The 23,525-nt window shown below is 65.8% G+C and carries 19 protein-coding genes, 2 pseudogenes and 1 other annotated feature; of the genes and pseudogenes, 9 read left to right on the forward strand and 12 right to left on the reverse strand.

All coding sequences use genetic code 11. The features are described from left to right. The first annotated feature begins 31 nt into the window (after positions 1-31). A complete protein-coding gene (locus ACPXYO_RS09105) occupies positions 32-1,285 on the forward strand; it encodes an LLM class flavin-dependent oxidoreductase (RefSeq protein ID WP_423919265.1) in 1,254 nt (417 codons plus the stop codon). Positions 1,286-1,295: 10 nt separating this feature from the next. Here ACPXYO_RS09105 and ACPXYO_RS09110 read toward each other — a convergent pair whose 3' ends face one another. The 5 genes and pseudogenes from ACPXYO_RS09110 to ACPXYO_RS09130 form a co-directional block, all read right to left on the reverse strand. Then, complete coding sequence (locus tag ACPXYO_RS09110; protein WP_423919268.1) at positions 1,296-2,567, reverse strand: ATP-binding protein; 1,272 nt, start codon at positions 2,565-2,567, stop codon at positions 1,296-1,298. 147 nt (positions 2,568-2,714) lie between these two features. After that, positions 2,715-4,580 (reverse strand): translational GTPase TypA, encoded by a 1,866-nt coding sequence (gene typA / locus ACPXYO_RS09115; protein WP_423919271.1) that lies wholly within the window; start codon positions 4,578-4,580, stop codon positions 2,715-2,717. A gap of 311 nt (positions 4,581-4,891) precedes the next feature. Next, entirely contained in the window at positions 4,892-6,424 is a 1,533-nt protein-coding gene (locus ACPXYO_RS09120) for a carboxylesterase/lipase family protein (protein ID WP_423919274.1), read from the reverse strand. A gap of 263 nt (positions 6,425-6,687) precedes the next feature. Continuing rightward, positions 6,688-7,405 (reverse strand): annotated as a pseudogene (locus tag ACPXYO_RS09125) (IS3 family transposase); the annotation flags it as partial. Between the two features lie 108 nt (positions 7,406-7,513). Beyond that, positions 7,514-8,099: pseudogene (locus tag ACPXYO_RS09130) on the reverse strand (transposase); the annotation flags it as partial. Further along, positions 7,693-7,821, reverse strand: a sequence feature (AL1L pseudoknot). Its footprint overlaps the pseudogene before it by 129 nt. A gap of 42 nt (positions 8,100-8,141) precedes the next feature. Here ACPXYO_RS09130 and ACPXYO_RS09135 point away from each other — a divergent pair. Next, complete coding sequence (locus ACPXYO_RS09135) at positions 8,142-9,038, forward strand: IS982 family transposase (RefSeq protein WP_423919277.1); 897 nt, start codon at positions 8,142-8,144, stop codon at positions 9,036-9,038. 53 nt (positions 9,039-9,091) lie between these two features. Here ACPXYO_RS09135 and ACPXYO_RS09140 read toward each other — a convergent pair whose 3' ends face one another. Beyond that, on the reverse strand, positions 9,092-9,220 hold the full coding sequence (locus tag ACPXYO_RS09140) for a hypothetical protein (protein WP_423919279.1): 129 nt from the start codon (positions 9,218-9,220) through the stop codon (positions 9,092-9,094). Between the two features lie 104 nt (positions 9,221-9,324). Here ACPXYO_RS09140 and ACPXYO_RS09145 point away from each other — a divergent pair, with 104 nt between their 5' ends. Together ACPXYO_RS09145 and ACPXYO_RS09150 are read left to right on the forward strand one after the other, a co-directional pair. Beyond that, on the forward strand, positions 9,325-9,795 hold the full coding sequence (locus ACPXYO_RS09145; RefSeq protein ID WP_423919281.1) for an FxsA family protein: 471 nt from the start codon (positions 9,325-9,327) through the stop codon (positions 9,793-9,795). Then, the gene (locus ACPXYO_RS09150; RefSeq protein ID WP_423919284.1) at positions 9,779-10,687 is read left to right on the forward strand and encodes a hypothetical protein; all 909 of its coding nucleotides are present in this window, start codon (positions 9,779-9,781) and stop codon (positions 10,685-10,687) included. The genes ACPXYO_RS09145 and ACPXYO_RS09150 overlap by 17 nt, the downstream gene beginning before the upstream one ends. Before the next feature lie 197 nt (positions 10,688-10,884). On the opposite strand, the gene ACPXYO_RS09155 is transcribed toward ACPXYO_RS09150, so the two are convergent. Beyond that, complete coding sequence (locus tag ACPXYO_RS09155; protein ID WP_423919287.1) at positions 10,885-11,793, reverse strand: IS982 family transposase; 909 nt, start codon at positions 11,791-11,793, stop codon at positions 10,885-10,887. Between the two features lie 197 nt (positions 11,794-11,990). On the opposite strand from ACPXYO_RS09155, the gene ACPXYO_RS09160 reads away from it, so the two are divergent. After that, entirely contained in the window at positions 11,991-13,154 is a 1,164-nt protein-coding gene (locus ACPXYO_RS09160) for an MFS transporter (protein WP_423919290.1), read from the forward strand. A 66-nt stretch (positions 13,155-13,220) separates the two neighbouring features. On the opposite strand, the gene ACPXYO_RS09165 is transcribed toward ACPXYO_RS09160, so the two are convergent. The 3 genes from ACPXYO_RS09165 to ACPXYO_RS09175 all read right to left on the reverse strand — a co-directional run bounded on the left by ACPXYO_RS09165 (position 13,221) and on the right by ACPXYO_RS09175 (position 16,736). Further along, the gene (locus tag ACPXYO_RS09165; protein WP_423919293.1) at positions 13,221-13,640 is read right to left on the reverse strand and encodes a Zn-ribbon domain-containing OB-fold protein; all 420 of its coding nucleotides are present in this window, start codon (positions 13,638-13,640) and stop codon (positions 13,221-13,223) included. 68 nt (positions 13,641-13,708) lie between these two features. Then, complete coding sequence (locus tag ACPXYO_RS09170; protein WP_423919296.1) at positions 13,709-14,881, reverse strand: thiolase C-terminal domain-containing protein; 1,173 nt, start codon at positions 14,879-14,881, stop codon at positions 13,709-13,711. Positions 14,882-15,020: 139 nt separating this feature from the next. After that, on the reverse strand, positions 15,021-16,736 hold the full coding sequence (locus tag ACPXYO_RS09175) for a flavin-containing monooxygenase (RefSeq protein WP_423919299.1): 1,716 nt from the start codon (positions 16,734-16,736) through the stop codon (positions 15,021-15,023). A gap of 190 nt (positions 16,737-16,926) precedes the next feature. On the opposite strand from ACPXYO_RS09175, the gene ACPXYO_RS09180 reads away from it, so the two are divergent. After that, complete coding sequence (locus ACPXYO_RS09180) at positions 16,927-17,955, forward strand: LLM class flavin-dependent oxidoreductase (RefSeq protein ID WP_423919301.1); 1,029 nt, start codon at positions 16,927-16,929, stop codon at positions 17,953-17,955. Here the strand turns inward: ACPXYO_RS09180 and ACPXYO_RS09185 are convergent. Together ACPXYO_RS09185 and ACPXYO_RS09190 are read right to left on the reverse strand one after the other, a co-directional pair. Then, entirely contained in the window at positions 17,912-19,498 is a 1,587-nt protein-coding gene (locus tag ACPXYO_RS09185; RefSeq protein ID WP_423919304.1) for an acyltransferase family protein, read from the reverse strand. The two genes, ACPXYO_RS09180 and ACPXYO_RS09185, sit on opposite strands and share 44 nt — an antisense overlap. 16 nt (positions 19,499-19,514) lie before the next feature. After that, positions 19,515-20,282, reverse strand: coding sequence for a gamma-glutamyl-gamma-aminobutyrate hydrolase family protein (locus ACPXYO_RS09190; RefSeq protein ID WP_423919306.1), 768 nt, complete (start codon positions 20,280-20,282; stop codon positions 19,515-19,517). Positions 20,283-20,426: 144 nt separating this feature from the next. On the opposite strand from ACPXYO_RS09190, the gene ACPXYO_RS09195 reads away from it, so the two are divergent. From ACPXYO_RS09195 to ACPXYO_RS09205, 3 genes are all read left to right on the forward strand, one after another. Next, the gene (locus tag ACPXYO_RS09195) at positions 20,427-22,124 is read left to right on the forward strand and encodes a TolB family protein (protein ID WP_423919309.1); all 1,698 of its coding nucleotides are present in this window, start codon (positions 20,427-20,429) and stop codon (positions 22,122-22,124) included. 39 nt (positions 22,125-22,163) lie between these two features. Next, positions 22,164-22,619, forward strand: coding sequence for a type ISP restriction/modification enzyme (locus tag ACPXYO_RS09200; RefSeq protein ID WP_423923794.1), 456 nt, complete (start codon positions 22,164-22,166; stop codon positions 22,617-22,619). Between the two features lie 140 nt (positions 22,620-22,759). Continuing rightward, positions 22,760-23,494 (forward strand): hypothetical protein, encoded by a 735-nt coding sequence (locus ACPXYO_RS09205; protein WP_423919312.1) that lies wholly within the window; start codon positions 22,760-22,762, stop codon positions 23,492-23,494. Positions 23,495-23,525: the final 31 nt, after the last annotated feature.

A 23,525-nucleotide genomic window follows, 5' to 3' on the forward strand; every position in this document is an offset into this window, starting at 1 on the left:
CACAACCTCCAAGAAGACACAGGGAATCGCCATGCGCTTCAGCATCTTCTACGAGCATCAATTGCCGCGCCCGTGGGATGACGGCGCTGAGGCACGGGTAGTCCACGAGGCCCTCGAACAGGTGCAGCTCGCCGACAAGCTCGGCTTCAACACGGTGTGGGAGGTGGAGCACCACTTCTTGGAGGAGTACTCGCACTCATCGGCACCCGAAGTGTTCTTGGCCGCGTGCGCCGCGACCACGCAGAACATCCATATCGGCCACGGCATCGTGCCGGTGCTGCCTGGCTACAACCATCCCGCAAGGGTTGCCGAGCGCATCTCGACGCTGGACATCATCTCGAATGGTCGAGTCGAGTTCGGCACCGGGGAGACGTCGAGCGACATGGAGCTGTTGGGCTTCGAGATCGAGCGGGCCGACAAGCGCTCGATGTGGGAAGAGGCGATCGCCGAGATCGCCAAGATGATGTCGCAGGCGCCGTACGAGGGGCACACCGGCAAGTACTTTTCCATGCCGGCCCGCAATGTGGTGCCCAAGCCCGTGCAGCGGCCGCACCCGCCGATCTGGGTGGCGTGCAGCCAGCGCGACACGATCCTCATGGCGGGCAGTCGGGGCATCGGGGCGTTGAGCTTCGCGTTCATCAATCCCGACGAGGCCCGCCAATGGGTCGCCGACTACTACGCAGCGTTCGAGGCCTGTACCGACCCGATCGGTCTGGCGCCGAACCCGAACATCGCGGTGGCGACGGGCTTCATGTGCCACCAGGACGAGCAGACGGCACTCGACCGGGGTCTCGACGGCTTTCACTTCTTCGCCTACTCGCTGCTGCACTACTACCAATTCGGCACCCACACGCCCGGCGGCACCGACATCTGGACCGAGTTCGAGCAGAACCGTGCCGAGATGGGCTTCGAGAAGCTCAACGCACAGGTTGACGAAGCTCGGGCCGAAGACGGCACGGGCATCGAGGAGGGCGGGCTGGACTCGCTGCGGGGCTGCATTGGCACGCCCGGCCAGATCCGCGACTTCGTGCGCGCCTACGAAGACGCCGGGGTGGATGAGCTGATCTTCGTGAGCCAGGCGGGCCGGAACCGCCACGAGGACATTTGCGAGTCAATGGAGCTGTTCGCCCGGGAAGTCATGCCCGAGTTCGCTGAGCGTGCTCCAGAGCGCGAGGCCAGAAAGCGTGAGCGCTACGCGGAGACCATCGAGCGGCTCCAGAACTTCCACAACATCGACTTGGCCCCGCGCCTGGAGCTGGCAATCCCCGCCAACCCCAGCGTCTAGACCTCCAAGTTCACGGCCCCAGTGCGCTGATGGGTACGACCGTGGTGCCGTCGGGTCTGTCGTAGCCGTAGCCGGTGGCTGTGATGATCAGCAGCTTCGAGGGTTCGCCGATGCGCGCAGTGTCCACCTTGTCGCGCAGGGACAGCAGCGATCGAGCGGCCTGTTCGATGTTCTCGTTGCCGCCGAGCTTCACCTCTGCGGCGATCCAGCGACCGTCGCGGGCTTCGATGACGGCGTCGGCTTCGAGCTGGTCGCTGTCGCGGTAGTGATAGACGGTTGCACCGCTGGCCTGGGCGTAGATCCGCAGGTCCCGTACCACCAGTGACTCGAAAAGGAAACCGAGCGCTTGCAGGTCTGTCCGCAGGCGTTCAGGGCTCGCACCGAGAGCGGCCACCGCAAGTGATGGGTCGACGAAATGTCGCTTCGGGGCTGCGCGCAGCGTGGCCCTTGAGCGCAGGTGCGTGCGCCAGCACGGTGCGTCTTCGACGACAAAGAGCCGTTGCAGCGAGCGCTGGTATTCCGTCGCAGTCGTCCGGTTCAGCGGGCGGTCCCCGCTGGCCTCCGCGGCAAGCTTCGAGAACGACGCAGTGGTTGCGACGTTGCGCGCGATCGAAGCGATGAGCCGCGCAACTCCGTCAGGATTGCGCGCTACCCCGTCGACCTCCGCGACGTCGGTCCGGCACAGTTCCCCGAGGTAGTTGTCCAGGAACAGTTGCGCGTCGGTCACGGTCCGATCCAGCAACCGAGGCCAGCCACCCCGGCAGAGGGCTTCGACGATGTGTGCGAATTCAGCGTCCGGTCGCCGTGCCCCCACCGGTTCCGCATCGAGCAAGGATCCGATCGACACTTCTGCGGTGGACTCGCCCGTTTCCAGAAGTGACATCGGGCGCATGAGGACACGCGCGATGCGTCCAACACCAGAGTGGCGGGTGATGTCGTCGGCGGGCACGGCCGAACCGGTCAGGATGAATCGGCCGGTTCGTCGCCCCTCATCGCTGGCGTGCCGGGCCTGGTTCCAGATTTCTGGAGCGAGCTGCCATTCGTCGAGCAAACGTGGTTCGGGTCCGTCGAGAATGAGCCCGGGCACAATCGAGACTGTTCGGCGGGCGTTGAGATCGCGGTCGAACAGCACTTCACTGCGGGCGAACTTTCGACCCGTCCAGGTCTTGCCGCAGCCCTTCGGACCCTCGATGACGACGGTGGGCATGGCCGCCAACGCCCTCTCAACCGCCGAGTCGGTCACACGGGGTCGGTAACCGTCGGGTTCGAGCGTGTCTGACATGGTTGCGCTTTGCCGGTCGGCGGGTGATGGCACGGTGGGCCACGCACACCGAACCTACAACAGCTGGATATCTGAGCCTACAGAATATTCGACAGGCAGCCTACAGAATATGGAGATACTGGCCTGCAGATTGTGGGCGATGCGGGCTCAGGCGGTCGTCCGCTGGAGGCGTTTGCGGGCGCGGCCGCGGGCGGTGGCATCGATGACCGTCTTGCGGATGCGGATGGCGTTCGGAGTGACCTCGACGCATTCGTCGTCGCCGATGAATTCCAGCGCTTGCTCGAGCGACAGGACACGGGGCGGCGTCAAGCGGATGGTGTCGTCGGAGGCAGCGGCGCGGACGTTGGTCTGCTTCTTCTCGCGGCAGATGTTGACGTCCATGTCCTCGGTGCGTGGGTTCTCGCCGATGACCATGCCCTCGTAAACCTCGTCACCGGGTGCCACGAACAGCGAAGCCCGCTCTTGCACAGCAGCCACGGCGTATCCGGTGACCGAGCCTTTGCGGTCTGCGACGATCGATCCCGAGTGGCGGGTGCGAAGCTCGCCGAGCCAGGGTGTGTAACCCTCGAACACGTTGGCCATGAGGCCGGTGCCCCGCGTCTCGGTCAGGAACTCGGTGCGGAAGCCGATGAGGCCGCGTGCCGCCACGATGTAGTCCAGCCGAACCCATCCGGTGCCGTGGTTGGACATGGCGACCATGTCGGACTTGCGCTCGCCGAGTAGCTGGGTAACTGCCCCGACGAAGCTCTCGGGGATGTCGATGGTGACGCGCTCGGTGGGCTCGTGAAGCGTTCCGTCGATGGTGCGGGTGACTACCTTGGGCTTGCCCACGGTCATCTCGAAACCCTCGCGGCGCATGATCTCCACCAGCACTGCTAACTGAAGCTCGCCTCGCCCCTGGACCTCCCAGGTGTCGGGCCGCTCGGTGTCCAGCACTCGCACCGACACGTTGCCGATCAGCTCGGCGTCGAGGCGGTTTTTGATGAGGCGGGCGGTGACCTTGTCGCCGCCGAGACCTGCCATCGGGGAGGTGTTGATGCCGATCGTGATGGACAGACTCGGCTCGTCCACGGTGATGAGGGGCAACGGCTCGGGGTTGGTCGGATCGGCGAGCGTGTCGCCGATCGTGATGTCCTCGATGCCCGAGATGGCGATGATCTCGCCGGCGCCGGCCTCGTCGGCGTCCACTCGATCGAGGCTTTCGGTGACATACAGCTCGTTGACCTTGGCTGTGGTGGTCGTACCGTCGGTGCGGCACCACGCCACGCTCTGGCCTCGCTTGATGGTGCCGTGCATGACCCGGCACATCGCGATGCGCCCCACATAAGGACTGGAGTCGAGGTTGGTGACCCACGCCTGGAGCGAATGCTTGGGGTCGTGCAAGGGAGCGGGCACGGTCTCGAGCAGCGTCTCGAACATCGGACGCAGATCGGTGCCTGGCTGGCCGAGGTCAAGCGTCGCTGTGCCCTGGCGGGCGTTGGTGTACACGATCGGGAAGTCGATCTGGTCGTCGGTCGCGTCGAGGTCCAAGAACAGCTCGTACACCTCGTCGACGACGTCAGCGATGCGAGCGTCTGACCGGTCGATCTTGTTGATCACCAGCACGACGGGCAGCTGCAGTTCCAGTGCCTTGCGCAGCACGAACCGCGTCTGCGGCAGCGGGCCCTCACTGGAGTCGACCAGCAGCAGGACGCCGTCCACCATCGTCAGCGCGCGCTCCACCTCGCCGCCGAAGTCGGAGTGGCCCGGCGTGTCGACGATGTTGATCTTCGTCTTTTCGCCGCTGTCGCGCACGTAGCGCACAGCGGTGTTCTTGGCCAGGATCGTGATGCCCTTCTCGCGTTCGAGGTCCATCGAGTCCATGACCCGTTCGGCAACCGTCTCGTTGGCGCGAAAGGCCCCTGACTGCCACAGCATGGCGTCGACGAGGGTGGTCTTTCCGTGGTCGACGTGAGCGATGATGGCCACATTGCGCAGGTCTGCGCGCGCAACGAGATGAGGGGATGCAGCCATGGTGATCCTCGCAAGGAGACGGCGCCGACGCAGCGTTGGGTTGCAAGCTCACCGCAGGTGAGCGGAGTCGAAGGACTCCGGGCGCAGAACGGAGGCCCACCGAATCTGGAGGCTCTGATTCCTGCCGGATTCGAAGGCCTCAGCAGAGCTTGATTCTACGGGCGGGAGCGAACGGCACGTCCGCACGATGCGAACACGTGAGCACTTGCAAACAACGCAACAGAACGATTGCAATCCATGCATTGCGTACGTTGCAGTCCATGCAATGACCTGTGGCTGGTGGCCGACCGGCGCTTGTGTGTTCCGAACTGCTAGATCACGCCGTCCCAGAGACTGATCTCCGTGGCGGCGGGGCTATTGACAACGCGGCACTCGTCGTCGAAGAGCATCGTTGGGCGAGTACTCCGTTCCCAGCGGGGCCAGTCGGGCAGGCCGCTGTGGTTGGGGTTGCCGTCGGTTGCGAACCGGACCCATGCGTCGTGCGTGGCGGCAATCAGGTCGGCCGGCGGGTTGTTGCCGACGAAGCCGCGGCTCATGTCGTTGTCGGTTTGGTCGAATGCGAACGGCACCTCGATGAAGTGGTGCGCGCCCCATTCGCCGTCGCGCTCAGGGTTGTCCCAGTCGAATCGGTACGTCCACAGGTCGGAGTTGTGCGCGGCTTGGGCGTCGGCCATGCGGATGGCCGGCACGGTGAACATGCGGTCGGTCTCGACGGCCGCTGCCAGCTCGTGCGGCGCGGCGCCGGGCCGGTTGTCGCTATATACCTGCAGGGCCGTATCGCCGTCCTTGCCGGCCATTCCGAAGACCGCGCTGGTGCTGGCTTGCACCAGTTCGTCGCTGAACATCTCCTTGAGGTCCACCACGAAGATCAGTGCCTCTTCCTTGGTGGAACCGATCATCACCGACACGTCCGAGGCCGCACCAGCCGCAATGGCGTCAATCGGCCGTTGCGGCAGCTCCTCAGTGAAATAGGTGGGCTGGAAGGCCATCGGCACCGCCGCTGCCTCGCGGTACTTCTCCGGGTCGCGTGTTGCGCTCAGATCGTCGGTGATCGCGATCTGCGCAGCGAGCAGGTCGTCATTGCTGACGGCCGCCAGCGCAGCTGTGTCGCCCGGTGTGATGCCGACCGCGTCCAGCACGTAGCTGCCGATGAGCGAGGTGGTGTCGGCGCTGAGGCCGTTGTGAGCGGCGCCGCTCTGGGGGATGGCGGCCCGGAAGAGGCCCTTCGCTGCAGGCATCGCCATCAGCGTCGAGCAGCTCATGCCGCCCGCGGATTCGCCGGCGATGGTGACCTTGCCGGGATCGCCGCCGAACGCGCCGATGTTGTCTTGTACCCACTCCAGCGCAGCGATCTGGTCGAGCATGCCCACGTTGCCCGACGCGGCCAGTTCACCGAAGTGGCCGGCGAGGTTCCAATAGCCCTGAACTCCGAGGCGGTAGTTGATCGTCACGCAGACGACGCCATCGCGGGCAAACGCTCCACCGTTGTACACGTCGTCCACGCCGCTGCCGGCGTAGAACGCACCGCCGTGGATCCACACCAGCACCGGCATGTCGCCTGCTGTGGGGTCCGGCGTCCACACGTTCAGCCGCAGGCAGTCGTCGCCGGAAGGATTCGGGGGCGTGCCCAGCTCGCCGAAGATGCCCGGCATGGCCTGCTGCAGTGCCACCGGGCCGAAGGCCGAGGCGTCGCGCACACCATCCCAGCCGGCTGGCGCGACTGGCGGCCGGAATCGCAGGTCGCCCACCGGAGGCGCCGCATAGGGAATGCCTTTGTAGGCGTGGACGCCCTGGTCGTCGATACCTGCCAGTCGTCCCGAGGTAATCGTCACTTCTCCAGCCATGTCTGCCCCCTGTCGGTTCCCGGCCGGTTGCCGGTCGGATTTCGCTGCCGGAGCCGCGGATGGCTGCTTGCAACTCTCTCCACGGCAGGCAAGCCGTCGCCGAGACGCCGAGACGCCGAGACGCCGTGGCGGCGATGCTAGATGAGTAGTTCCAAGGGGTGGGGTCCGCCGTTGGTGTGGTGAGGGTGTCCAAGCTCGGGGTGTGAATACACGCCTCGATCCTGGAGGACCGGACCATGAACCCGGACTTGGACACTCTTGAATCACCCCGGGTTCAGTAGAGACTCGGGTTGTTGAGTCACGGCCGGGGTGGCTGTGACGGTTTGACGGTAGTAGGCGGTTTCGTGTTCGGCGGGGGTGGTGTAGCTGCCGCGGCCGGGCAGCAGGGCGCTGTGGCTGCGTCGGTGGTTGTACCAGTCGACGTATTCGAGGGTGGCGAACTCGACGTCGCGCAGTCCTTGCCACGGTCCCCGGGGGTAGACGAGCTCCCATTTGAACAGGCCGTTGAAGCTCTCGATCATGGCGTTGTCATAGGAATCGCCTCGGGTTCCGACCGAGGCGACGATGTCGTTGTCGTCGAGGCGCTGGCTGTAGCGAATGGAAAGATATTGCGACCCGCGGTCGCTGTGATGAGTCACCTCCTCGATGCTGTGGCCGTCGCGGCGGCGCCCCGAGATGGCCATCTCCAAGGCATCGAGCGCCAGCTCGGTGCGCAGCGACCACGACGCCTGCCAGCCCAGGACCCGGCGCGAATAGGCGTCGATCATGAACGACACGTACACCCAGCCGCTGCGGGTGCGCACGTAGGTGAGATCGGCGAGCCACAGCCGGTTCGGGGCCGGCACTGTGAAGGCCGGTTGCGCCCCTTCCATCCCGGTTCACCAGGTCCGCGGGCCGGCAGGCGTCGGGGTCGCTGGTGGTGGTGCGCACCGTGGCGCCTCGGCGGGTCCCTTCGAGGCTCAGCTGGCGCATCAGCCGCTCCACAGTGCAGCGGTTCACCAGGTCCGCGGGCCGGCAGGCGTCGGGGTCGCTGGTGGTGGTGCGCACCGTGGCGCCTCGGCGGGTCCCTTGCTCAGCTGGCGCATCAGCCGCTCCACAGTGCAGCGAGCCACCGTGATGCCCTCGACGCGGTTGAGGTGATCCCACACCTTGGCCGCCCCGTACGCGTCGTAATTGTCCCGGTGCACACGAGCGATCTCTCCGCACAACCAGGCGTCGCGCTGCGCCCGCGCCGACGGCGGCCGGCACCTGGCTGCGTAATAGGTGGACGGGGCGATCCCGACGCCGTGCTCGGCGAGCACAGCGCAGATCGGCTCGACCCCGAACCGGTCGCGATGGGCGTCGATGAACGCCACTATCGCTTCGACTGGCGGTCGAGCTCCGCCCCGAAGAAAGCCGACGCCGCCTTCAATATCTCGTTCGCTCGGCGCAGCTCACGGTTCTCGCCTTCGAGCTCTTTGATCCGAGCCCGCTCCGCTGAGGTCACCCCGGCCCGGGTCCCGCCGTCGATCTCAGCGCGGCGCACCCACAGCCGCACCGTCTCCGGGGTCGGGCCCAGCTTGTCGGCGACCGAGCAGATCGCCTCCCACTGCGACCCATAGCAGCGCTCGTTGTCGAGCACCATTCTCACCGCACGCTCACGCAGCTCGGCTGGATATCTCCCATTTCCTGGCATCGCTCCATCCTCTCAAGGAACAGAGCCTCCACCAAACCCGGTGTGATTCATCTCGCGACTGCACTGTGTGTGAAGGCCGATGATCTGTTGTGTGCGAACCCGCAGTGGGTTCCTGAGCGCCCGGCGGTGGGCATCGCGCCGAAGCTGTCCGATGCGGAGCTGGTGACGCTCGCGGTGATCTCGGCGCTGCTGGGGTTCGATTCCGAAGCACGGTTCGTTCGCTTCGCCCGGACGCATCTGGGGCCGTGGTTCCCGTACATCCCCAAGCGTCCGGGCTACAACAAGCGGCTGCGCCGCAGCGCCGAGATGATCGCTCGTGTCGTCGAGCGTCTCTCACGCGAGTGCCCCAGCTGGCACGACGACGTGTGGCTGGCGGACTCCGCACCGGTCGAGTGCGGCCGTTCCCGTCAGACCCAAAAGCGCTCTGACCTCGCGGGATGGGCCCAATACGGGTACTGCGCGTCGCACTCGCGCTGGTTCTGGGGGCTGCGCCTGCACCTTGTCACAACACCCTCGGGGCTACCGGTCGCGTTCGCCCTCGCCGGAGCGAAAGCCGACGAGCGAGACATCTGCGCGGACATGATCGACCATGCCGGCCTCACGCGACCCGGCCAGACCCTCATCGCGGACAAGGGCTATCGGCGCGCCAGCTTCGAAAGGCACCTCAGCGAGCGAGGCATCACGCTCATCCGTCCAGCGATGCGCACCGAGCCAGCGCGGCCCCACCAGCAGTTCCTGCGGCCGCTGCGCCAGATCATCGAATCGGTCAACCAGACCTTCAAATCCCAGATCAGCCTCGAACGCCACCGCGGCCGCACCCGCGCCGGCGTCGCCGCACGCGTCCTGGCCCGCATCGCAGCACTCACCGCCGCCATCTGGCACAACGAGACCTACCGCCACACACGCCCCAGCCGCTCACTCACCGCCTACGACCACTAACCCCTTGGAACTACTCATCTAGGTCCCACCCCTTCGGACAGCAGTCACTGCCCTCAGCCGCAAACAGCGGCGGTTCGGCGAACGAGATCGTCAGGGCGGAACTCGCGGACGCCGACAAGCGAGACCTGTACCCGGCCAGTCAAGGCGTTGCCGATCCGCTGTTCAAGACTCGCTGCGGCCATGGCACCTCGACCTTGAGCTCTTTCCGAATCGGCACTGTTGGTGCTGATCTTCTGCTGCCCGCACCGCTCGTGCGGCTTCGGCAGGCGGCCCTAGGGTGGGCGACGTGCTGGCAGTGCTGATCTTGCTGCTCGTGTCGGTGCCGTTGCTGGAGCTGTATGTGATTGTGCAGGTTGCCGGCGGGCTGGGCACGGGGCAGACGATCGTGCTGCTGCTCGTTGTTTCTGTGGTGGGGGCTTGGATGGTGCGCCGGTCCGGGCTGGGCGTGCTGAACCAGATTCGCACCCGATTGGCGCAGGGCGAGCTTCCCGGCAACGAACTGGTTGACGGGCTGTTGATCCTGCTCGCGGGGGCGTTCATGCTGACGCCCGGCTTCCTGACCGACGTTTTGGGTCTGTTCCTGCTCTTCCCGCCGACCCGGGTGGCCGTACGCTCGGTGCTCGTGCGCCGTTACTCCCAACGGATCACGGTCGCTGGCAGGACTGGCGGAGCAGGTGCTCCCGGCGGAACTGGCCGCAGTGGCCCCGCACTCGACGCAGAAAGCTTCCCGAACGACTCCGATGACCGATTCACCTGAGAACTACGGACCTCCCGACGCTGGGCGTTTCCCAGCGAACGGCTCGTACATAGGAAGGGAATGGCTACCGATCGGCGTTGCGCTGCTCGCACTCGCGGTGGCGATCGCAGCGTTGGTCATCGCCGTCGACGACTCCGACAGCGACGACCACACAGCCGTTGAACCCGAGTCGAGCGCCACGGCGACTGCGCCCGCGCCGGCGACGACTCAGGCATTCTCCACCACCACGTTGCCCACGGTTCAGACGCTGCAGCCTTCGCCGACGACGACGGCCGCGCAGCAGGTCGTGACGGCCACGTCGGCTGCTGAGTCTGACGAGATGTCCAGCGAAGGTGCTGAGGGCCGCATGGTGCTGGCTGTAGTTGGCATCGGCCACGACAGCACGCTGAACGTGCGCGAGACGCCCGGAGGCGCGATCGTCGGCAAGCTTGAGTCGCTTGCCACGGGAATCGTTCCCACCGGCACGACGCGTGAGGTGTCCGGGGTGACCTGGCACGAGGTGCACGCAACGGGGGTTGTCGGCTGGGTCAGCGGCGAGTACCTGGCGCCTCTTGGTGCGACCTACGACGCCACATCGCAGATTATGGCGATCCTTGGCGAGGTAGTGAGATGGGAGACGATGACCGATATGGGTCGGTCCGTGGCTGGTGCTGTGGCATCGACGGAGCCCGAGTCGCGGGTGAGAAACTCAGGTGCCGGCGTGGTCAGCGATGTCCTCGGCGAGATCACGATGGACATCGTCGGTCAGCCCGACGATTCGATCCGTGGCTTCCGGCTGCGAATAGTTGCGACTCCAGGTGAGGAGGGCGAGTCCTTCATACTCAGGAGCGTCGAGGGCACCGTGATGTGTTACACCGAGCGCGGCGTCTCCGCGGAGGGTCTCTGCCACTGACGACGCCGCAACTGACGACCCCGCAGCTGACGATGCTTCAAACGGTGGCACTGAGCACCGGCCGCCCGGAGTAGCGCCCATGCCGGGACATCGCCGGCGCGTGATCGCCGCTGGCGCGATCGGCCTGGTCTTCCTGCTGCTCGGCCTCACCGTTTATCCCAACATCGACCATCCCCTAGATGATTAGTTCCAAGGGGTTAGTGGTCGTAGGCGGTGAGTGAGCGTGCTGGTCGGATGTGTCGGTAGGTCTCGTTGTGCCAGATGGCGGCGGTGGGGGCGAGGAGCCGTGTCGCGATGCGCACGGCGACGCCGGCTTTGGTGCGGCCTTTGTGGCGTTCGAGGCTGAGCTGGCCTTTGAGGGTCTGGTTGATCGATTCGATGATCTGGCGCAGGGGCCGCAGGAACTTTGCGCCGGGCCGTGGGGCCTCGGATCGGGTGGCGGGGCGCAGCAGGGTGATGCCGACGTCGCTGAGGTCGGCTTCGAACGCTGTGGAGCGGTAGCGGTTGTCGGCGATGAGGGTCTGGCCCGGCCGGGCGATCCCGGCCGCGGCGATCATGTCGGCGCAGACTTCGCGTTCGTCGGCTTTCGCGCCTGCGACCGCGAACGCGACCGGCAGCCCCGCCGGGGTGGCGACAAGATGCAGCCGCAGACCCCAGAAGTACCGCGAATGCGACGCGCACCAGCCGTATTGGGCCCATCGGGCGAGGCCGGAGCGCTTTTGGGTCTCGCGGCGGGTGCCGCACTCCACCGGGGTGGAGTCCACAAGCCACACGTCGTCGTGCCAGGACTCGCACTCGCGTGCGAGACATCCCATGACACGAGCGATCATCTCGGCGCTGCGCCGCAGCCGCTTGTTGTAGCCGTCGCGGTTGGGCAGATACGGAAACCACGGCCCCAGATGCGCTCTCGCGTAGCGCACGAACTGCGACTCGTTGTCATAGCCCAGCAGCGCCGAGATCACCGCCAAGGTGACCAGCTCCGCGTCCGACAGCTTCGGGGCGAACCCCACCGCAGGCCGCCGCGGAGCCCACCCAGGGTTCTGTGCCAACAGGTCATCGATCCTCACATACAGTGCGGTCGCGAGGGTGTCCAAGTCCGGGCCCATGCTGAGAACCTCCAAGATCGAAGCGTGAATACACACCCCGAGCTTGGACACCCTCACCCCACAACCGGTGGACCCCACCCCTTGGAACTAATCATCTAGGCGCGAGGTGCGCTGAGCCGCTGCGCCGGTCCGGTTGTCGCCGGTGATCGGCTCCGAGCGGCCTGTGGCTCTGGCGTGGAACTAGCGTGCGGACGCTTATGGATGGACGGGGCTCGGGTGGGGACTGGCGCCGTGCGGTGCTCTACGTCGGCGGCATGATGGGGCCGCTCGGCACCTTCGTGATGCTGCCGATGATCCCCGAGCTGCGTTCGACCTTCTCGGTCACGACCGGACAGATCGGGTGGGCGTTGTGGTGCTACTTGCTGCCGTTCGCTGGACTCTTGCTGGTCTCGGGCACGATTGCCGACCGATGGGGCCGTGCCCGGACGTTGCGCTCTGCCGTTGCGCTGTACGCGGTAGCGACCGCTGCGTGCGCCATGGCGCCCTCGTACCTGTGGTTTCTCGTGGCCCGCGTCGGCCAAGGCTCGATGAACGCGTTCATTACGCCGCTGCTGCTGGCGACGTTGACCGAGACGGCACCATCGGGTCGCGTTGGTCGGATCGTCGGCCGATACGCAGCATGTCAAGCGTTCGGTCAGCTGGCCGCCCCGCTGCTCGGCGGTTTCGGAGCCGACCGGAACTGGCGTCTGGCCTATGTGGTGACGGCCGTCATCGGCGCAGCCATTGCGTTGTTGCTGCCGAACATCGCTGGCACCGGTGCATCGGGGCCACGTCAGCCGCTCAGCTCGCCGCTGCAGCTGCGCTCGCTGTTGCGTCGGCCGATGCTGCTGCTGGCGGCCACCACCCTGTTGAGTGCGTTCGGTCCAGTTGGGGTCAGGGTCCTGGTGAGCTTGAGTGGCCGCGACGTCATCGGGCTGACGGGATCACAGGTCGGCTTGCTCCTGTTTGGCGGCGGGATAGCCGGCATGGCGGCAGCGCCGCTGTGGGGGATCGTGCTCGATCGCTGGGGCGGGTTGCGCGCCGTCATCGTCTCGCTCGCCGTCTGCTCAGGAATCGTGGCGCTGCTCCCCGCAGCGCGCACAGCGTGGCTGCTGGCAGCCGTCTGGTTCGTCGGCGGCGCCGCGACTCAGGCAATCGTGGTCAGCTTCCAGTCGCTGGCCTCCGTGGCAGTCCCTGACAACCGTGCCGGCGCATTGTCGTTCACCCTTTCGCATCGTTTCTTCGGGCACGCTCTCGGCGCAATCGTCTGGCTCCCCGTATTCGCGATCAGCCCGACTGTGGCCTACCTGGCGTGTGCTGGCATTGGCCTCTTGGCAATCGTGACCGTTGTGGCGAGTCGGCTCGACACGCGGGGTGTTTGATCGACCGGTCCGGCCGCCGGAGCGCGCTCGCGGCGTCGGCCGGCTCGGTTCTCCGACGCTGGTGGCTCAGGCCAAATCGACCCAGAGGTAGGCGAATTCTTCGCCTCGAGGCTCGACCGACACCTGCACTTGATGACCGAGGCCGACTTCGCCGGGCTGCACGTCCCGCAACGATCCCACCACTCGGGGCCCTTCATCAAGCTCGACCACGGCGGTGATGTACGGCAGCTCGTCGACCCAGCCGCGATCGACGGTGAAGTGGTTGACGGCCATGGAGTAGATGCGTCCGCTGCCGCTCACCGGAGCGAAGTCGTAGTTGCGGCTGTGGCACGACGGGCAGTACCAGCGCTGCGGGTGACGGAACTGCTCGCACTCCGAGCATCGTTGGATGCACAGCAGTCCCGTTTCCAGACACGCCAGGTGGAACTCGAGGTTCAACCCCTCGGGCTGGGGGATGTACTTGCGGGCCGGCCTGGCCGGGCTCATCGGGTCGGGCTCATCGGGTCGGGCTCATCGGATGGGGCTCATCGGGTCGGGCTCATGGTGCCGGGTCCTCAGCCCCGAGCCAGCACGGCGATGCTGCCGTCGCCGAGGTCGCCGTAACCGGTCACCAAGCCCACCTCGGCGTCGGGCACTTGGGCGTCGCCGGCCTCGTGGCGCAGCTGTCGGGCCGCTTCCACGACGTGGTTGAGGCCCCATGCGTGACCCTGGGACAGCAGGCCGCCGTGGGTGTTCATCGGGTAGCGGCCGCCGAGCGAGATGTTTCCGTCGGCCACGAACTCCTTTGCACCGCCCTTCGGGCACATGCCGATGGCCTCAAGCTCCATCAGCACGACGTAGGTGAAGCAGTCGTAGATCTGCAGGAAGTCCATGTCGGACGGCTGCACGCCCGCCATTGCGAACGCCCGGGGAGCTGCGGAGTCGAGGCCCAGGCGGAGCATGTCGGGCCGGTTGGTGATCTCGTCGGCGGGGTACGGGTGCCCTTCGGCGCCGCCTAGCCACAGCACCGGCGTATGGCGCAGGTCTTTCGCCCGCTCGGGCGATGTCAGCACCACGGCGGCCGCGCAGTCGGTCTCCAAGCAGCAGTCGAACTTGCGCATCGGCTCGGTGATCAGCGGTGAGGCCAGGTAGTCCTCCATGGTCATCGGCCGGCCGCCCATGAGCGCCTTGTCGTTGAGGTGCGCATGTTCGCGGCAGGTCAATGCCACCTGAGCGGCATCGGTCGGCTCGACGTCGTAGATGTCCACATAGCGCTGGATGTACATCGAGTACCACTGCACAGCCGAACGCACGCCGTAGGGCGCATAGAAGTTACGGCTCACGTCCACGAACGGTCCCGGTTCCAAGCGCCGCTTGGTCGGACGGGTCTCGGGCCGGGGTCGCATGGCCGAGTAGCCGTTCCAGCCCATCGTGATCACGACGTTGGTGGCAACGCCTGCGGCGATGGCCATCGTGGCTGACTGCAGCGCTGCGACCGGGCTGGCGCCGCCCATGTGCACCGTGATGGCGTAGCGAATGTCACGAGCGCCGAGGTTGGCGGCGATCTCCTCGGCCGAGATGAACCCTGGGGGCGGCAGGATGCCGTCGATCTCGCTGGGATCGAGCCCGGCATCGGCGATGGCGGCCATGGTCGCTTCCAGCACCAGTTCGGGCACGCTCAGCGACGTGCCACGCATGTAGTCGGTCTCGGCAACCCCGACGATGGCAGCGGCTCCAGAGATATCCACGATTCACCTCAAGTCAGGAACGGTCAGATGCACAAGCGCCGCGAGGGGCCCGCTATCAGCACCTCAGGATCCATAGCCCAGGATCCATAGCCCAGGATCCCCAGCCCAGGATCGGCAGCTCAGGATCGGCAGCTCGGGTTCAGCCGACTCCGACCGCAGCGCGCTCGGTTGCGAACGAGACGCCCTCGTAGTCGTGGTCGGCGATCTCGTCGATGCGGCGCTTGTACTTCGGGGCGCCGCCGTTGTACACGAGGTAGCGGATGGTGCCCTTCTCATGACCGTCCACGTTCGAGTTGTAGCCCGTGAACCAGCCTTGGGCCTTGCGCATCAGCATCATGGCGTACATCTCGACGACGTGGTTGGTCCAATCCCGCTCGGCGTCTTCGTTGGCCTCGAAGCGGGTGTAGCCGTTCTCCCAGATGTAGTCGAGCATGCCGGTCACCCAGTCGACACCGATCTCGATGCCCCGCGGGTAGTTGGTGGACGCTGAGCCGCTCTGCGGTCCGGCGATGGTCAGCAGGTTGGGGAAGCCGTTGACCATCAAACCGAGGTAGGTGACCGGTCCGTCTCCCCACTTGTCGCGCAATTTCAGATCGCCGCTGCCTTGGAAGTCGATCCGATCGAAGGCGCCGGTGATGGCGTCGAATCCGGTGGCGTACACGATGAGGTCGAACTCGTAGTGCTGATCGGTGGTCTGGATGCCGGTCGTGGTGATCTTGGTGATCGGTGTCTCCTGCAGATCCACCAAGTTCACGTTCGGCCGGTTGTACGTCTCGTAGTAGTGCGTCTCGAGCGGGACCCGCTGCACGCCGAAGCCGTGGTCGGAGGGGACGAGCTTCTCGGCGATGACCGGGTCGTCAACCCGCTCGCGGATCTTGTCGCCAATGAACGCCGACAGCTCCGCGTTGGCCTCTTCGTCGAAGAAGATCTCGCGGAAGTTGGCCATCCAGATGCCGAATCCCGGCTCGCCGTACAGCTTCTCCCACATGGCGCGGCGTTCTTCGGGCGGCACGTTCCAGAAGCCGCGGCGGTCCGGCTCGTGCTCGAAGCCGCCCGGTGTTCGGGCGCACTTGTCGAAGATCTCGTCGTAGCGGGCTCGGATGCCTGTCATCTCCTCATCGGAGATCTCGCTGTTGTGCAGCGGTGCACACCAGTTCGGACGCCGCTGGAAGACCGTCAGGTGCTCGGCCTGCTCGCCGATGGCGGCGATGGCCTGCACGCCCGTGGCGCCGGTGCCGATCACGGCGACCCGCTTGCCCTTGATCTCGACCGGTTCTGCCGGCCAGTGGTAGGTGTGGAACGACGGGCCATTGAAGACGTCGGTGCCGTCGGCGTCGACGCCCTCGATGCGTGGATAGGTGGGTGCCGACAGCAGGCCCAGTGCGGTGAGCAGGAAGCGGGAGGACAGGTCGCGACCGTCGGCAAGGTGCAGCCGCCACATGTTGTGGGTGTCGTCGAAGTGCGCCGAATCCACCGTGCAGTCGAACTGCATGTACTTGCGCAGGTCGAACTTGTCGGCGACGTAGTTGAGGTAGCGCAGGTTCTCGGGCTGGCCCGAGAAGCGCTCTTGCCAGTGCCATTCGTCGAGCAACTCGTCGGAGAACGAGTAGCCGTAGGTGTAGCTCTCGGAGTCGAACCGGCAGCCGGGGTAGCGGTTCCAGAACCATGTGCCGCCCAGGTCGCTGCCCATCTCGAGCACGGTCGCATGGACGCCGCGTTCAGCGAGCCGGTACATCTGGTAGATGCCGGCGACGCCGGCGCCGATGATGATGACCTCGTAGTCCGGTATGCCGTTCGCCGACGCTGAGGTGACCTGCGAACCGTTGGTCGTGCCGTTCGTCGTTCCCTGCGCCATGAGCTGTGCCCCTTCGCGATCGTGATCGGGTCGTTGCGCCCGGCTGTGCCTCGCCGAGCGAGCCGCGGCCAGGCGTTGCGCGTAACCCGGACCCGCCTGTCCACGGTAGTCGAATCGTCTCCGAACGGCCCTGGGACGGCGCGGTGCGTCACCTCTGCCCCCTCGACCGGCTCGGTCGTAGTCTCCGGGGATGCCTCAACCCCTGCGATTCGGTATCGTCCACGATTTGCGCAGCCCGCCGGGCAGCGAGGTGCCGCTGCGTGAGATGTACGCCCAGGCGCTCGACCAGATCGAGATGGCCGACGAGCTCGGCTTCGATCTGGCGTGGTTCACCGAGCATCACTTCCTCGATGACGGCCACCTGCCGAACTTCGTGCCGGTTGCCGGTGCTGTGGCCGCTCGCACGTCGAACATCCGCATGTCGACCGACATCCTGCTGGCGCCGTTCGCCCATCCGATCCGGCTGGCCGAAGACCTGGCGATTCTCGACAACATCTCGAACGGACGCATCGAGCTCGGCATCGGGATGGGCTATGCGGCCCACGAGTTCCGAGGCTTCGGGATCCCGCAGTCCCGCCGGGTGTCGCTGACTGAGGAGCTGGTGCAGATCCTGCGTTTGGCGTGGAAGGGCGAGCCGTTCAGCTTCCATGGCAAGCGCTACCAGTTCGACGATCTGCTGGTGACCCCTGCGCCGGTGCAGCCCGGCGGACCGCCGCTGTGGATCGCGGGCATGAGCTCCAAAGCGGCCGTGCGGGCCGCCAGGTTCGACACGCACCTGTTGCCCCAGGGCGCCCCGGATGTCGTCATGGAGCCGTGGAAGGCGGAGCTGCGGGCGACCGGACGTGACCCTGACGACTACCGCGTGGGCATCATCCGCTCGGTCTTCGTGACCGACGACGTCGAGCGTGAGTGGAACCCGATCAAGCCAGCGGAGCGTTACCGGCTCGGGGTGTACGCCAAGTTGTTCGCCGAGACGCCCGACGAGTTTACTGCGTTTGATCTGACGAAGGGTGCGATTCCTCAGAATTGGATTGTGGGCGATGAGGACCATTGCGTTGCCGAGCTGGTCGACTTCATCACGCGCTACGGACTTACCGACGTGTGCACCTGGGGAGCCTCGCCCGGCATGGCCCCGTCGCTGTTCAACTCGTCGCTGGAGCGCTTGGCTCGCAACGTCATCCCGCGGGTGCGCGCCGCCGTCGAGGGCGGCGGCCGTTGAGCAGCCAGCCGATGGGGGTGTGGCGAACGGCGATGGCGTAGCTCGCCAGCAGGATCGCAGTTGCGCCCGCGACGATGGCGGTGAACTCGATGCCTCGGGGAAGATCGGTGGTGCGCGCCCAGGCCTGCAGCACGATGATCAGCGGCAGGTGCGCCAGATAGAGCCAGTACGACGAATCGGACAGGTAGCGCACCCAACGGCGCTCCCGACCGAGCATCACGCTGAACAGCCCGATCAAGCCCAGCGACATGCCCCAGGCGTAGGCGGCCTGGAATGCAGCGGCGACCGGCCATGGTCCGTCTTCGAAGGTGAGCCCGAGCCCGATGGGCAGCGCTACCAAGAACGTGACGGGCAGGACCCAGCGCCAGTGACGGCCCAGCCGGTCTGACATCAGCTTGCCGGTGGGTGTGCGGCGACCGTAGATCAGGGCCCCGAAAGCGAAGAACAACGCGTAGTAGGCCAGGACATGCGGGACGGGAACGAGGCCTGCTGAGGTGTCAGGACCGAACACCGGCCATTGACCGCCATCGCCCATTGCCAGTTGCGGCAGCAACGTCAGCGGGACCGTCAGCCAGATCAGCGCGGAACGCAGCATGCTGTGCGGGCGGCCCGATTGCGTCCGGCGTCGCGTGACGATGTCGATGAGCCAGGCGACGACGGCGAATGCCGCCATGTACCAGCACAGGAACCAGAGGAACCACAGGTGATGGAAGCTGGTCACCCAGCTGGAGAGGCCGATGTCATCCTCGCCGGACTCTCCGTTGCCGACACGCTGGTGGAAGGGCGAGTCGGCGGCGCCGTCGCCCCAGAAGCCGATCTTGTCCCAGTCGCCGCCGGGCTGGCGGTAGTCGATGTGGCCTCCTTCGACGATCACCTCGGCCACCTCGGGATGCGCGAAGTAGACGGCAATATCGAGCGGCGTGGCCCAGTCGGCGTTGCGGGCGTTGAAGTTTGCGCCACGTTCCAGGAGCAGTTCAGCCATCTCGGCGTCGTTGGTGACCGCTGCCAGGTGCAGTGCCGTGTTCTTGTTTGGATCTGCGGGGTTGACGGCGTTGACGTCGAAGCCGCCGTCGAGAATCGACTCGGCTGCGAGCACATCGCCGAAGTAGGCGGCGGCAAAGAGATCGCTGTCGTCGTCGATGCCGGAGGTGTAGGCCCACTGCGTGGTGGCGTCCATCAGGGGGACGATCGTGAACACGCCAATCAGCAGCGGCAAGCCGATGCGGCGAGCCCGGTGGGAGATCAGCCTGGCCACGCCCCGCCGGCGCCACAGCATTGCGGTGAAGTAGCCGCTGAGCAGGAAGAAGACCGGCATCCGGAAGCCATGGATGACCCACAGGATTTCGTCGAACGGCCCGGCGAGGCTGGCGCGTCCGTCGGTGACCGGCCAGAACGAGGGAAAGAACGCCAGCGTGACGTGCAGGACGATGCCCAGCAGCATGGCGAAGCCGCGGAGCGCGTCGAGGTCGTGACGGCGGGGGTCGGGTGTGGGTGCGCTGGGCGCTCCGGTCGGCTGAGCTGTGCCGGCGTCGAGCTGGGTCATAGGCCCGACACAGCAGTCAACGGCTGGCGTGATCGACCAGCCAGCGGAATGACGGGTCGGCCAGCGCTCCGATCATAAGCTCGGGGTGCCATTGCACGGCAATGATCGGCAGCTCGGCGTGCTCCATGCCTTCGATGATCCCGTCGGGAGAGTGAGCAGTGGCGATGTAGCCGTCGCCAAGCTGGTCGGCAGCCTGGTGATGTAAGGAGTTGACGGCGACCTCCGGTCCATACAGGCGTCGTAGTTCGCTGCCCTCGGTGGTGGTCACGACGTGCGGTGTTGCGTCGGGCGGCCCGTCGACAAATGCGTGGGTGGGCAGGTGGGGGTGCAGCGTGCCGCCGGCCGCGACCGTCATCAACTGGATGCCGCGGCAGATGCCCAGCACCGGCACGTCGGCGGTCACGGCGGCGTCGAGCAACTCGAGCTCGAAGGCGTCGCGCAGCGGTATCTGTCCGTCTGGCACGACAGCGTCGTCGGGCGTGTCGAAGGCGTTCGGGGCGCTGGCACCGGACCCGTCCCCAGCTTCGGTGACCAGCCGCTCGGCGTACAGGCTTGGAGCAACGTCCTCGCCGCCGGTGAGCAGGACTCCGTCGAGTCGAGGCGCAATGTCTGTGGGGTCAGCGTTGAGGGGCAGGTAGACCGCAATGCCGCCCGCCGCGTTCACGGCCTGGGCGTAGTGGGCGATGTACAGGTCAACGTCGACATCGGTGAACACCGGTGGGAAGCCACCGATTCGTGATCCTTTGCGTCGGCGTCCGACAAGCCCGATCAACGGTTTCGGCACCCGTCCACCCTAGATGGGTCGTTTCAAGACCCCCTCCGACATCTCGCTCACCGGCGCGCGCAAGTACGGTCGGGCCCATGGTGGTGCTTGGCTCGAGCTGCCGTAGCGATCAGGGCCGGGGAAGCTGCCAGGAGGCGTCTGGAAGTGCCCGCTGAGCCAGAAGACCCGGTGGTGTTGGTGCCGCTGGAGCCGGCCGACGGCGGTTCTGCGACGGTCGAAATGCAGCAGGGCACTGATGGGCCGCGAAAGCGTTGGTGGCTGGTCGCGACTGTTGCCGGCGCCCTGCTCATTGCCGCAGTTGCCGTCAATTCGCAGCTTGGAACAGACCGTGTCGCCGACGATGCTGAGGCGGCAGAAGATGGGGGTGACGAGAGCGCGGACGGATCCTCGCCTGATGAACTCGAGGCGCCGGATGCGACGTCGGCGGACTCGCAGACGCCGGCGCAGCCGGAGCCGGACCCCTCAGGCGACGAGCGAGCAGGTGCCGACGACGATCCTGGGGCGGAGTCATTGCAGGTCTTCGGCGAACCTGAGCATCCGGTCTCGGGTGTCGAGCCGCACATCCCGAGCCGCGTCCGGTCCGATGGGCCAGGTCCACCTGCGGAGATCTGTTCCGGCTTGCTCAGCGCAAGTCGAATCCAGCTTCCCCTGCGGTTTGCCAGCACGAAGCCCGAAGGCGTCGATCACCTGTCGTGGGCGCCGGACTGCCGGCGCATCGTGTTCCGGGTCGGGAGCACCTTGTGGGTGGCGAATGGCGATGGAACGAGCGACTTGCCGTTTCTCACCGCTCAGCATGGTCTGAGTGCGCCGGCGTGGTCGCCCGATAACGAGTGGATCGCTTTCTCGCAGGGAGCGATTGTCGACGGGGAGCGGGCGAGTCACATCTACATCGTTCAGCCCGATGCCCTTGGTCTCTCCCAAGTCACGGACGGTGTGGTCTTCGACCAAGACCCCGCGTGGTCGCCCGACGGGACCCGTATCGCGTTCTCGCGCCGCATTCGTGCGTCCGACGGCCACAACGAGGGCCAATTCGACCAATACATCGTGGTGGTTGAGCTCAGCACCGGCATTGAAGAAGAACTGACCGTCGGCGGCGAGCACGAGTCGGCACCAGCGTGGTCTCCCGACGGCGAACTGATCGCTTACCGGGTTGGCGACTCCCTGAAGATGTTGCGGCTGGACGACGCCGTTGAGTCCGAGCTGCTCGCCGGCGTGGCGGGGCGCGGTGCAACGTGGTCGCCGGATGGCTCGCGAGTTGCTGCATTCCGGGACTGGTTCGACGGCAGAGCGATGATCGTGGTCAGTGACCTGCCGGGGCTGTATCCCGGGGATCAGCATGTGATTGCTGTGGAGGGTCTCGAGCAGGCTTCGCCCACCGTGGTGCCGACGCTTCACTGGAGCGCTGACGGCCAGCGCCTCTTCTTCCACGGCTCCGATACGCCTGCCAGCCACTGGGCGTACTCGATTGCGGTACCGAGACCAACGCGCTCGGCGGAGTACTGGGCGATGCTGGATGTTGTCGAGACGTTCGTGCGGGACGCCGGGTACGACGTGATTGCCGTTCAGCATTCGGTTGAGGTCGAAGCCGAGTTCTCGGTCCGGGGCCGGGCCGGTGAAACGATGATTGAGGCGTGGATCGCATTCGAGCGCAGCGAGCCGCGTCGTTTCTTCGAAGCCATCGAGAACCCGCATTCGGAATTGCCGGGAATCAGCCGCAGTCCCGAACGGATCGGCGTGTGGTTCGCGTGCGGCCATCTCTACGGGGAAGTACTCACCGACTCGCTATCGGATGCCGACGCCCTCGCTGCCGAGCTGATATCAGCCGCCTGCGGGGACAACTAACCCACCGCACGCGGAAGTACGAGCACCGTTCGTGACGTCCTGTGGTGGCACACGTGGAGTGAGCGCTTCGCCGCGAAAGCGAACGCCAAGCTGCCTGGTGGCCGAGCCAGCGAAAGAGCGGCCGTGGGAGGCATGCCAGCGAATTTCGGTTACGAACCCGAGAGCCAGGAGCTCATCGTCGGCAACGGCATCTTCGCCCCGGTCAGCCCGGAAGTCTGGAACTTCGAGGTTTCCGGACTGCGAGTCCTACCGTCATGGCTCGGCTACCGGATGAAGAACCGCAAGGGCAGGAAGTCCAGCGAGTTGGACCTAATCCGTCCCAAGCGCTGGACCCAGTCCAAGGAACTGCTGCTCCTGTTGTCGATCCTCGAACACACCATCGAGGTCACTCCACGAGCCGCCGAACTCCTCGACCAAATCGTCAACGGACCCCTCATCCCCGCCTCCGATCTCCCCCCGCCCACCCCCGCCGAACGCAAGCCCCCGAGAAACTGAGACGCGTGGCAAGCAACAACGCTGGATGCGACTGGGATTTGGAAGACGCGGGTGCGCTCTTGATATCGCGAGTGCTAGGAGGGATACCTCGCCGACACGATCTCAACACTGGAACGCCCCAGCACGACTTCGATATCTGCATGCCTGATGGTTCGGTTACCGCCCTGGAGGTCACTCAGCATGTCGTCTTTGCTCGTGAACAACAGCGAGGCGAATTCGACAAGCGCTCATGGCAATTCTCGGAGCTACAGAGCGATTGGTTCGCCGACGTCGTCCAAACAGCCTCGGTCCGCCGGCTGCACGAACTGCTTCCGGGCCTCCTGGAGCAACTGGAGCGTCAAGGTGCCAGGAAGCCGATGTTGACGCACGCGGCACTCAGAGTTCCCGACGAGGCCATCGGCATTATCGACAAGGGATTGGCGCAACTCGGAGTGTTGTCGTGCCGGTCGTACGAATCGGATGCACCGTGCGGCTCGATTTACCTTGATCCGTTGGTCGAACCCACATCATCCGACGTAGACAGTGCTGCCGAAGTCGTGACGCGTCATGCTCTCCGCGCCAAGGACAACGCCCGCAAGCTCGGACTTACCAGCTCGGCCACAGAACGTCACCTACTGATCTGGGTGGACCACGCAGCGCTTGATGCCAGAGCGGCCATGGAGCACGGCGAACGACATCAGCAACATCCGAGCGAAGTGCCCGAACTGCCCGACGAAATCGATATCGCCTGGTTGGCATTGTCCGTGGTGAACCCGATCGTGTGGCGTTTGGATCACACAAGATGGCAGACGTTGGGACGTATCGAAGAATCAGAGCCCATTGAGTACGCAACTTCGGCGTCCGGAGCCCAACCGACCCGACCAAGGGATGCGTAGGCATCGACACGGCCGACGATGTGCTTGCCGC

It is taken from the genome of Candidatus Poriferisodalis sp. (assembly GCF_965237655.1).
In the GTDB taxonomy this organism is placed as follows: Bacteria; Actinomycetota; Acidimicrobiia; order Acidimicrobiales; family Poriferisodalaceae; genus Poriferisodalis.

Bases quoted from the DNA above. Each gene is read 5' to 3' on its own strand.
- ACPXYO_RS09105 (WP_423919265.1), top strand. From the start codon at position 32: ATGCGCTTCAGCATCTTCTACGAGCATCAATTGCCGCGCCCGTGGGAT.
- ACPXYO_RS09110 (WP_423919268.1), bottom strand. From the start codon at position 2,567: ATGTCAGACACGCTCGAACCCGACGGTTACCGACCCCGTGTGACCGAC.
- typA (WP_423919271.1), bottom strand. From the start codon at position 4,580: ATGGCTGCATCCCCTCATCTCGTTGCGCGCGCAGACCTGCGCAATGTG.
- ACPXYO_RS09120 (WP_423919274.1), bottom strand. From the start codon at position 6,424: ATGGCTGGAGAAGTGACGATTACCTCGGGACGACTGGCAGGTATCGAC.
- ACPXYO_RS09140 (WP_423919279.1), bottom strand. From the start codon at position 9,220: ATGGCCGCAGCGAGTCTTGAACAGCGGATCGGCAACGCCTTGACTGGC.
- ACPXYO_RS09150 (WP_423919284.1), top strand. From the start codon at position 9,779: ATGACCGATTCACCTGAGAACTACGGACCTCCCGACGCTGGGCGTTTC.
- ACPXYO_RS09155 (WP_423919287.1), bottom strand. From the start codon at position 11,793: ATGGGCCCGGACTTGGACACCCTCGCGACCGCACTGTATGTGAGGATC.
- ACPXYO_RS09160 (WP_423919290.1), top strand. From the start codon at position 11,991: ATGGATGGACGGGGCTCGGGTGGGGACTGGCGCCGTGCGGTGCTCTAC.
- ACPXYO_RS09165 (WP_423919293.1), bottom strand. From the start codon at position 13,640: ATGAGCCCGGCCAGGCCGGCCCGCAAGTACATCCCCCAGCCCGAGGGG.
- ACPXYO_RS09175 (WP_423919299.1), bottom strand. From the start codon at position 16,736: ATGGCGCAGGGAACGACGAACGGCACGACCAACGGTTCGCAGGTCACC.
- ACPXYO_RS09180 (WP_423919301.1), top strand. From the start codon at position 16,927: ATGCCTCAACCCCTGCGATTCGGTATCGTCCACGATTTGCGCAGCCCG.
- ACPXYO_RS09185 (WP_423919304.1), bottom strand. From the start codon at position 19,498: ATGACCCAGCTCGACGCCGGCACAGCTCAGCCGACCGGAGCGCCCAGC.
- ACPXYO_RS09205 (WP_423919312.1), top strand. From the start codon at position 22,760: ATGCCTGATGGTTCGGTTACCGCCCTGGAGGTCACTCAGCATGTCGTC.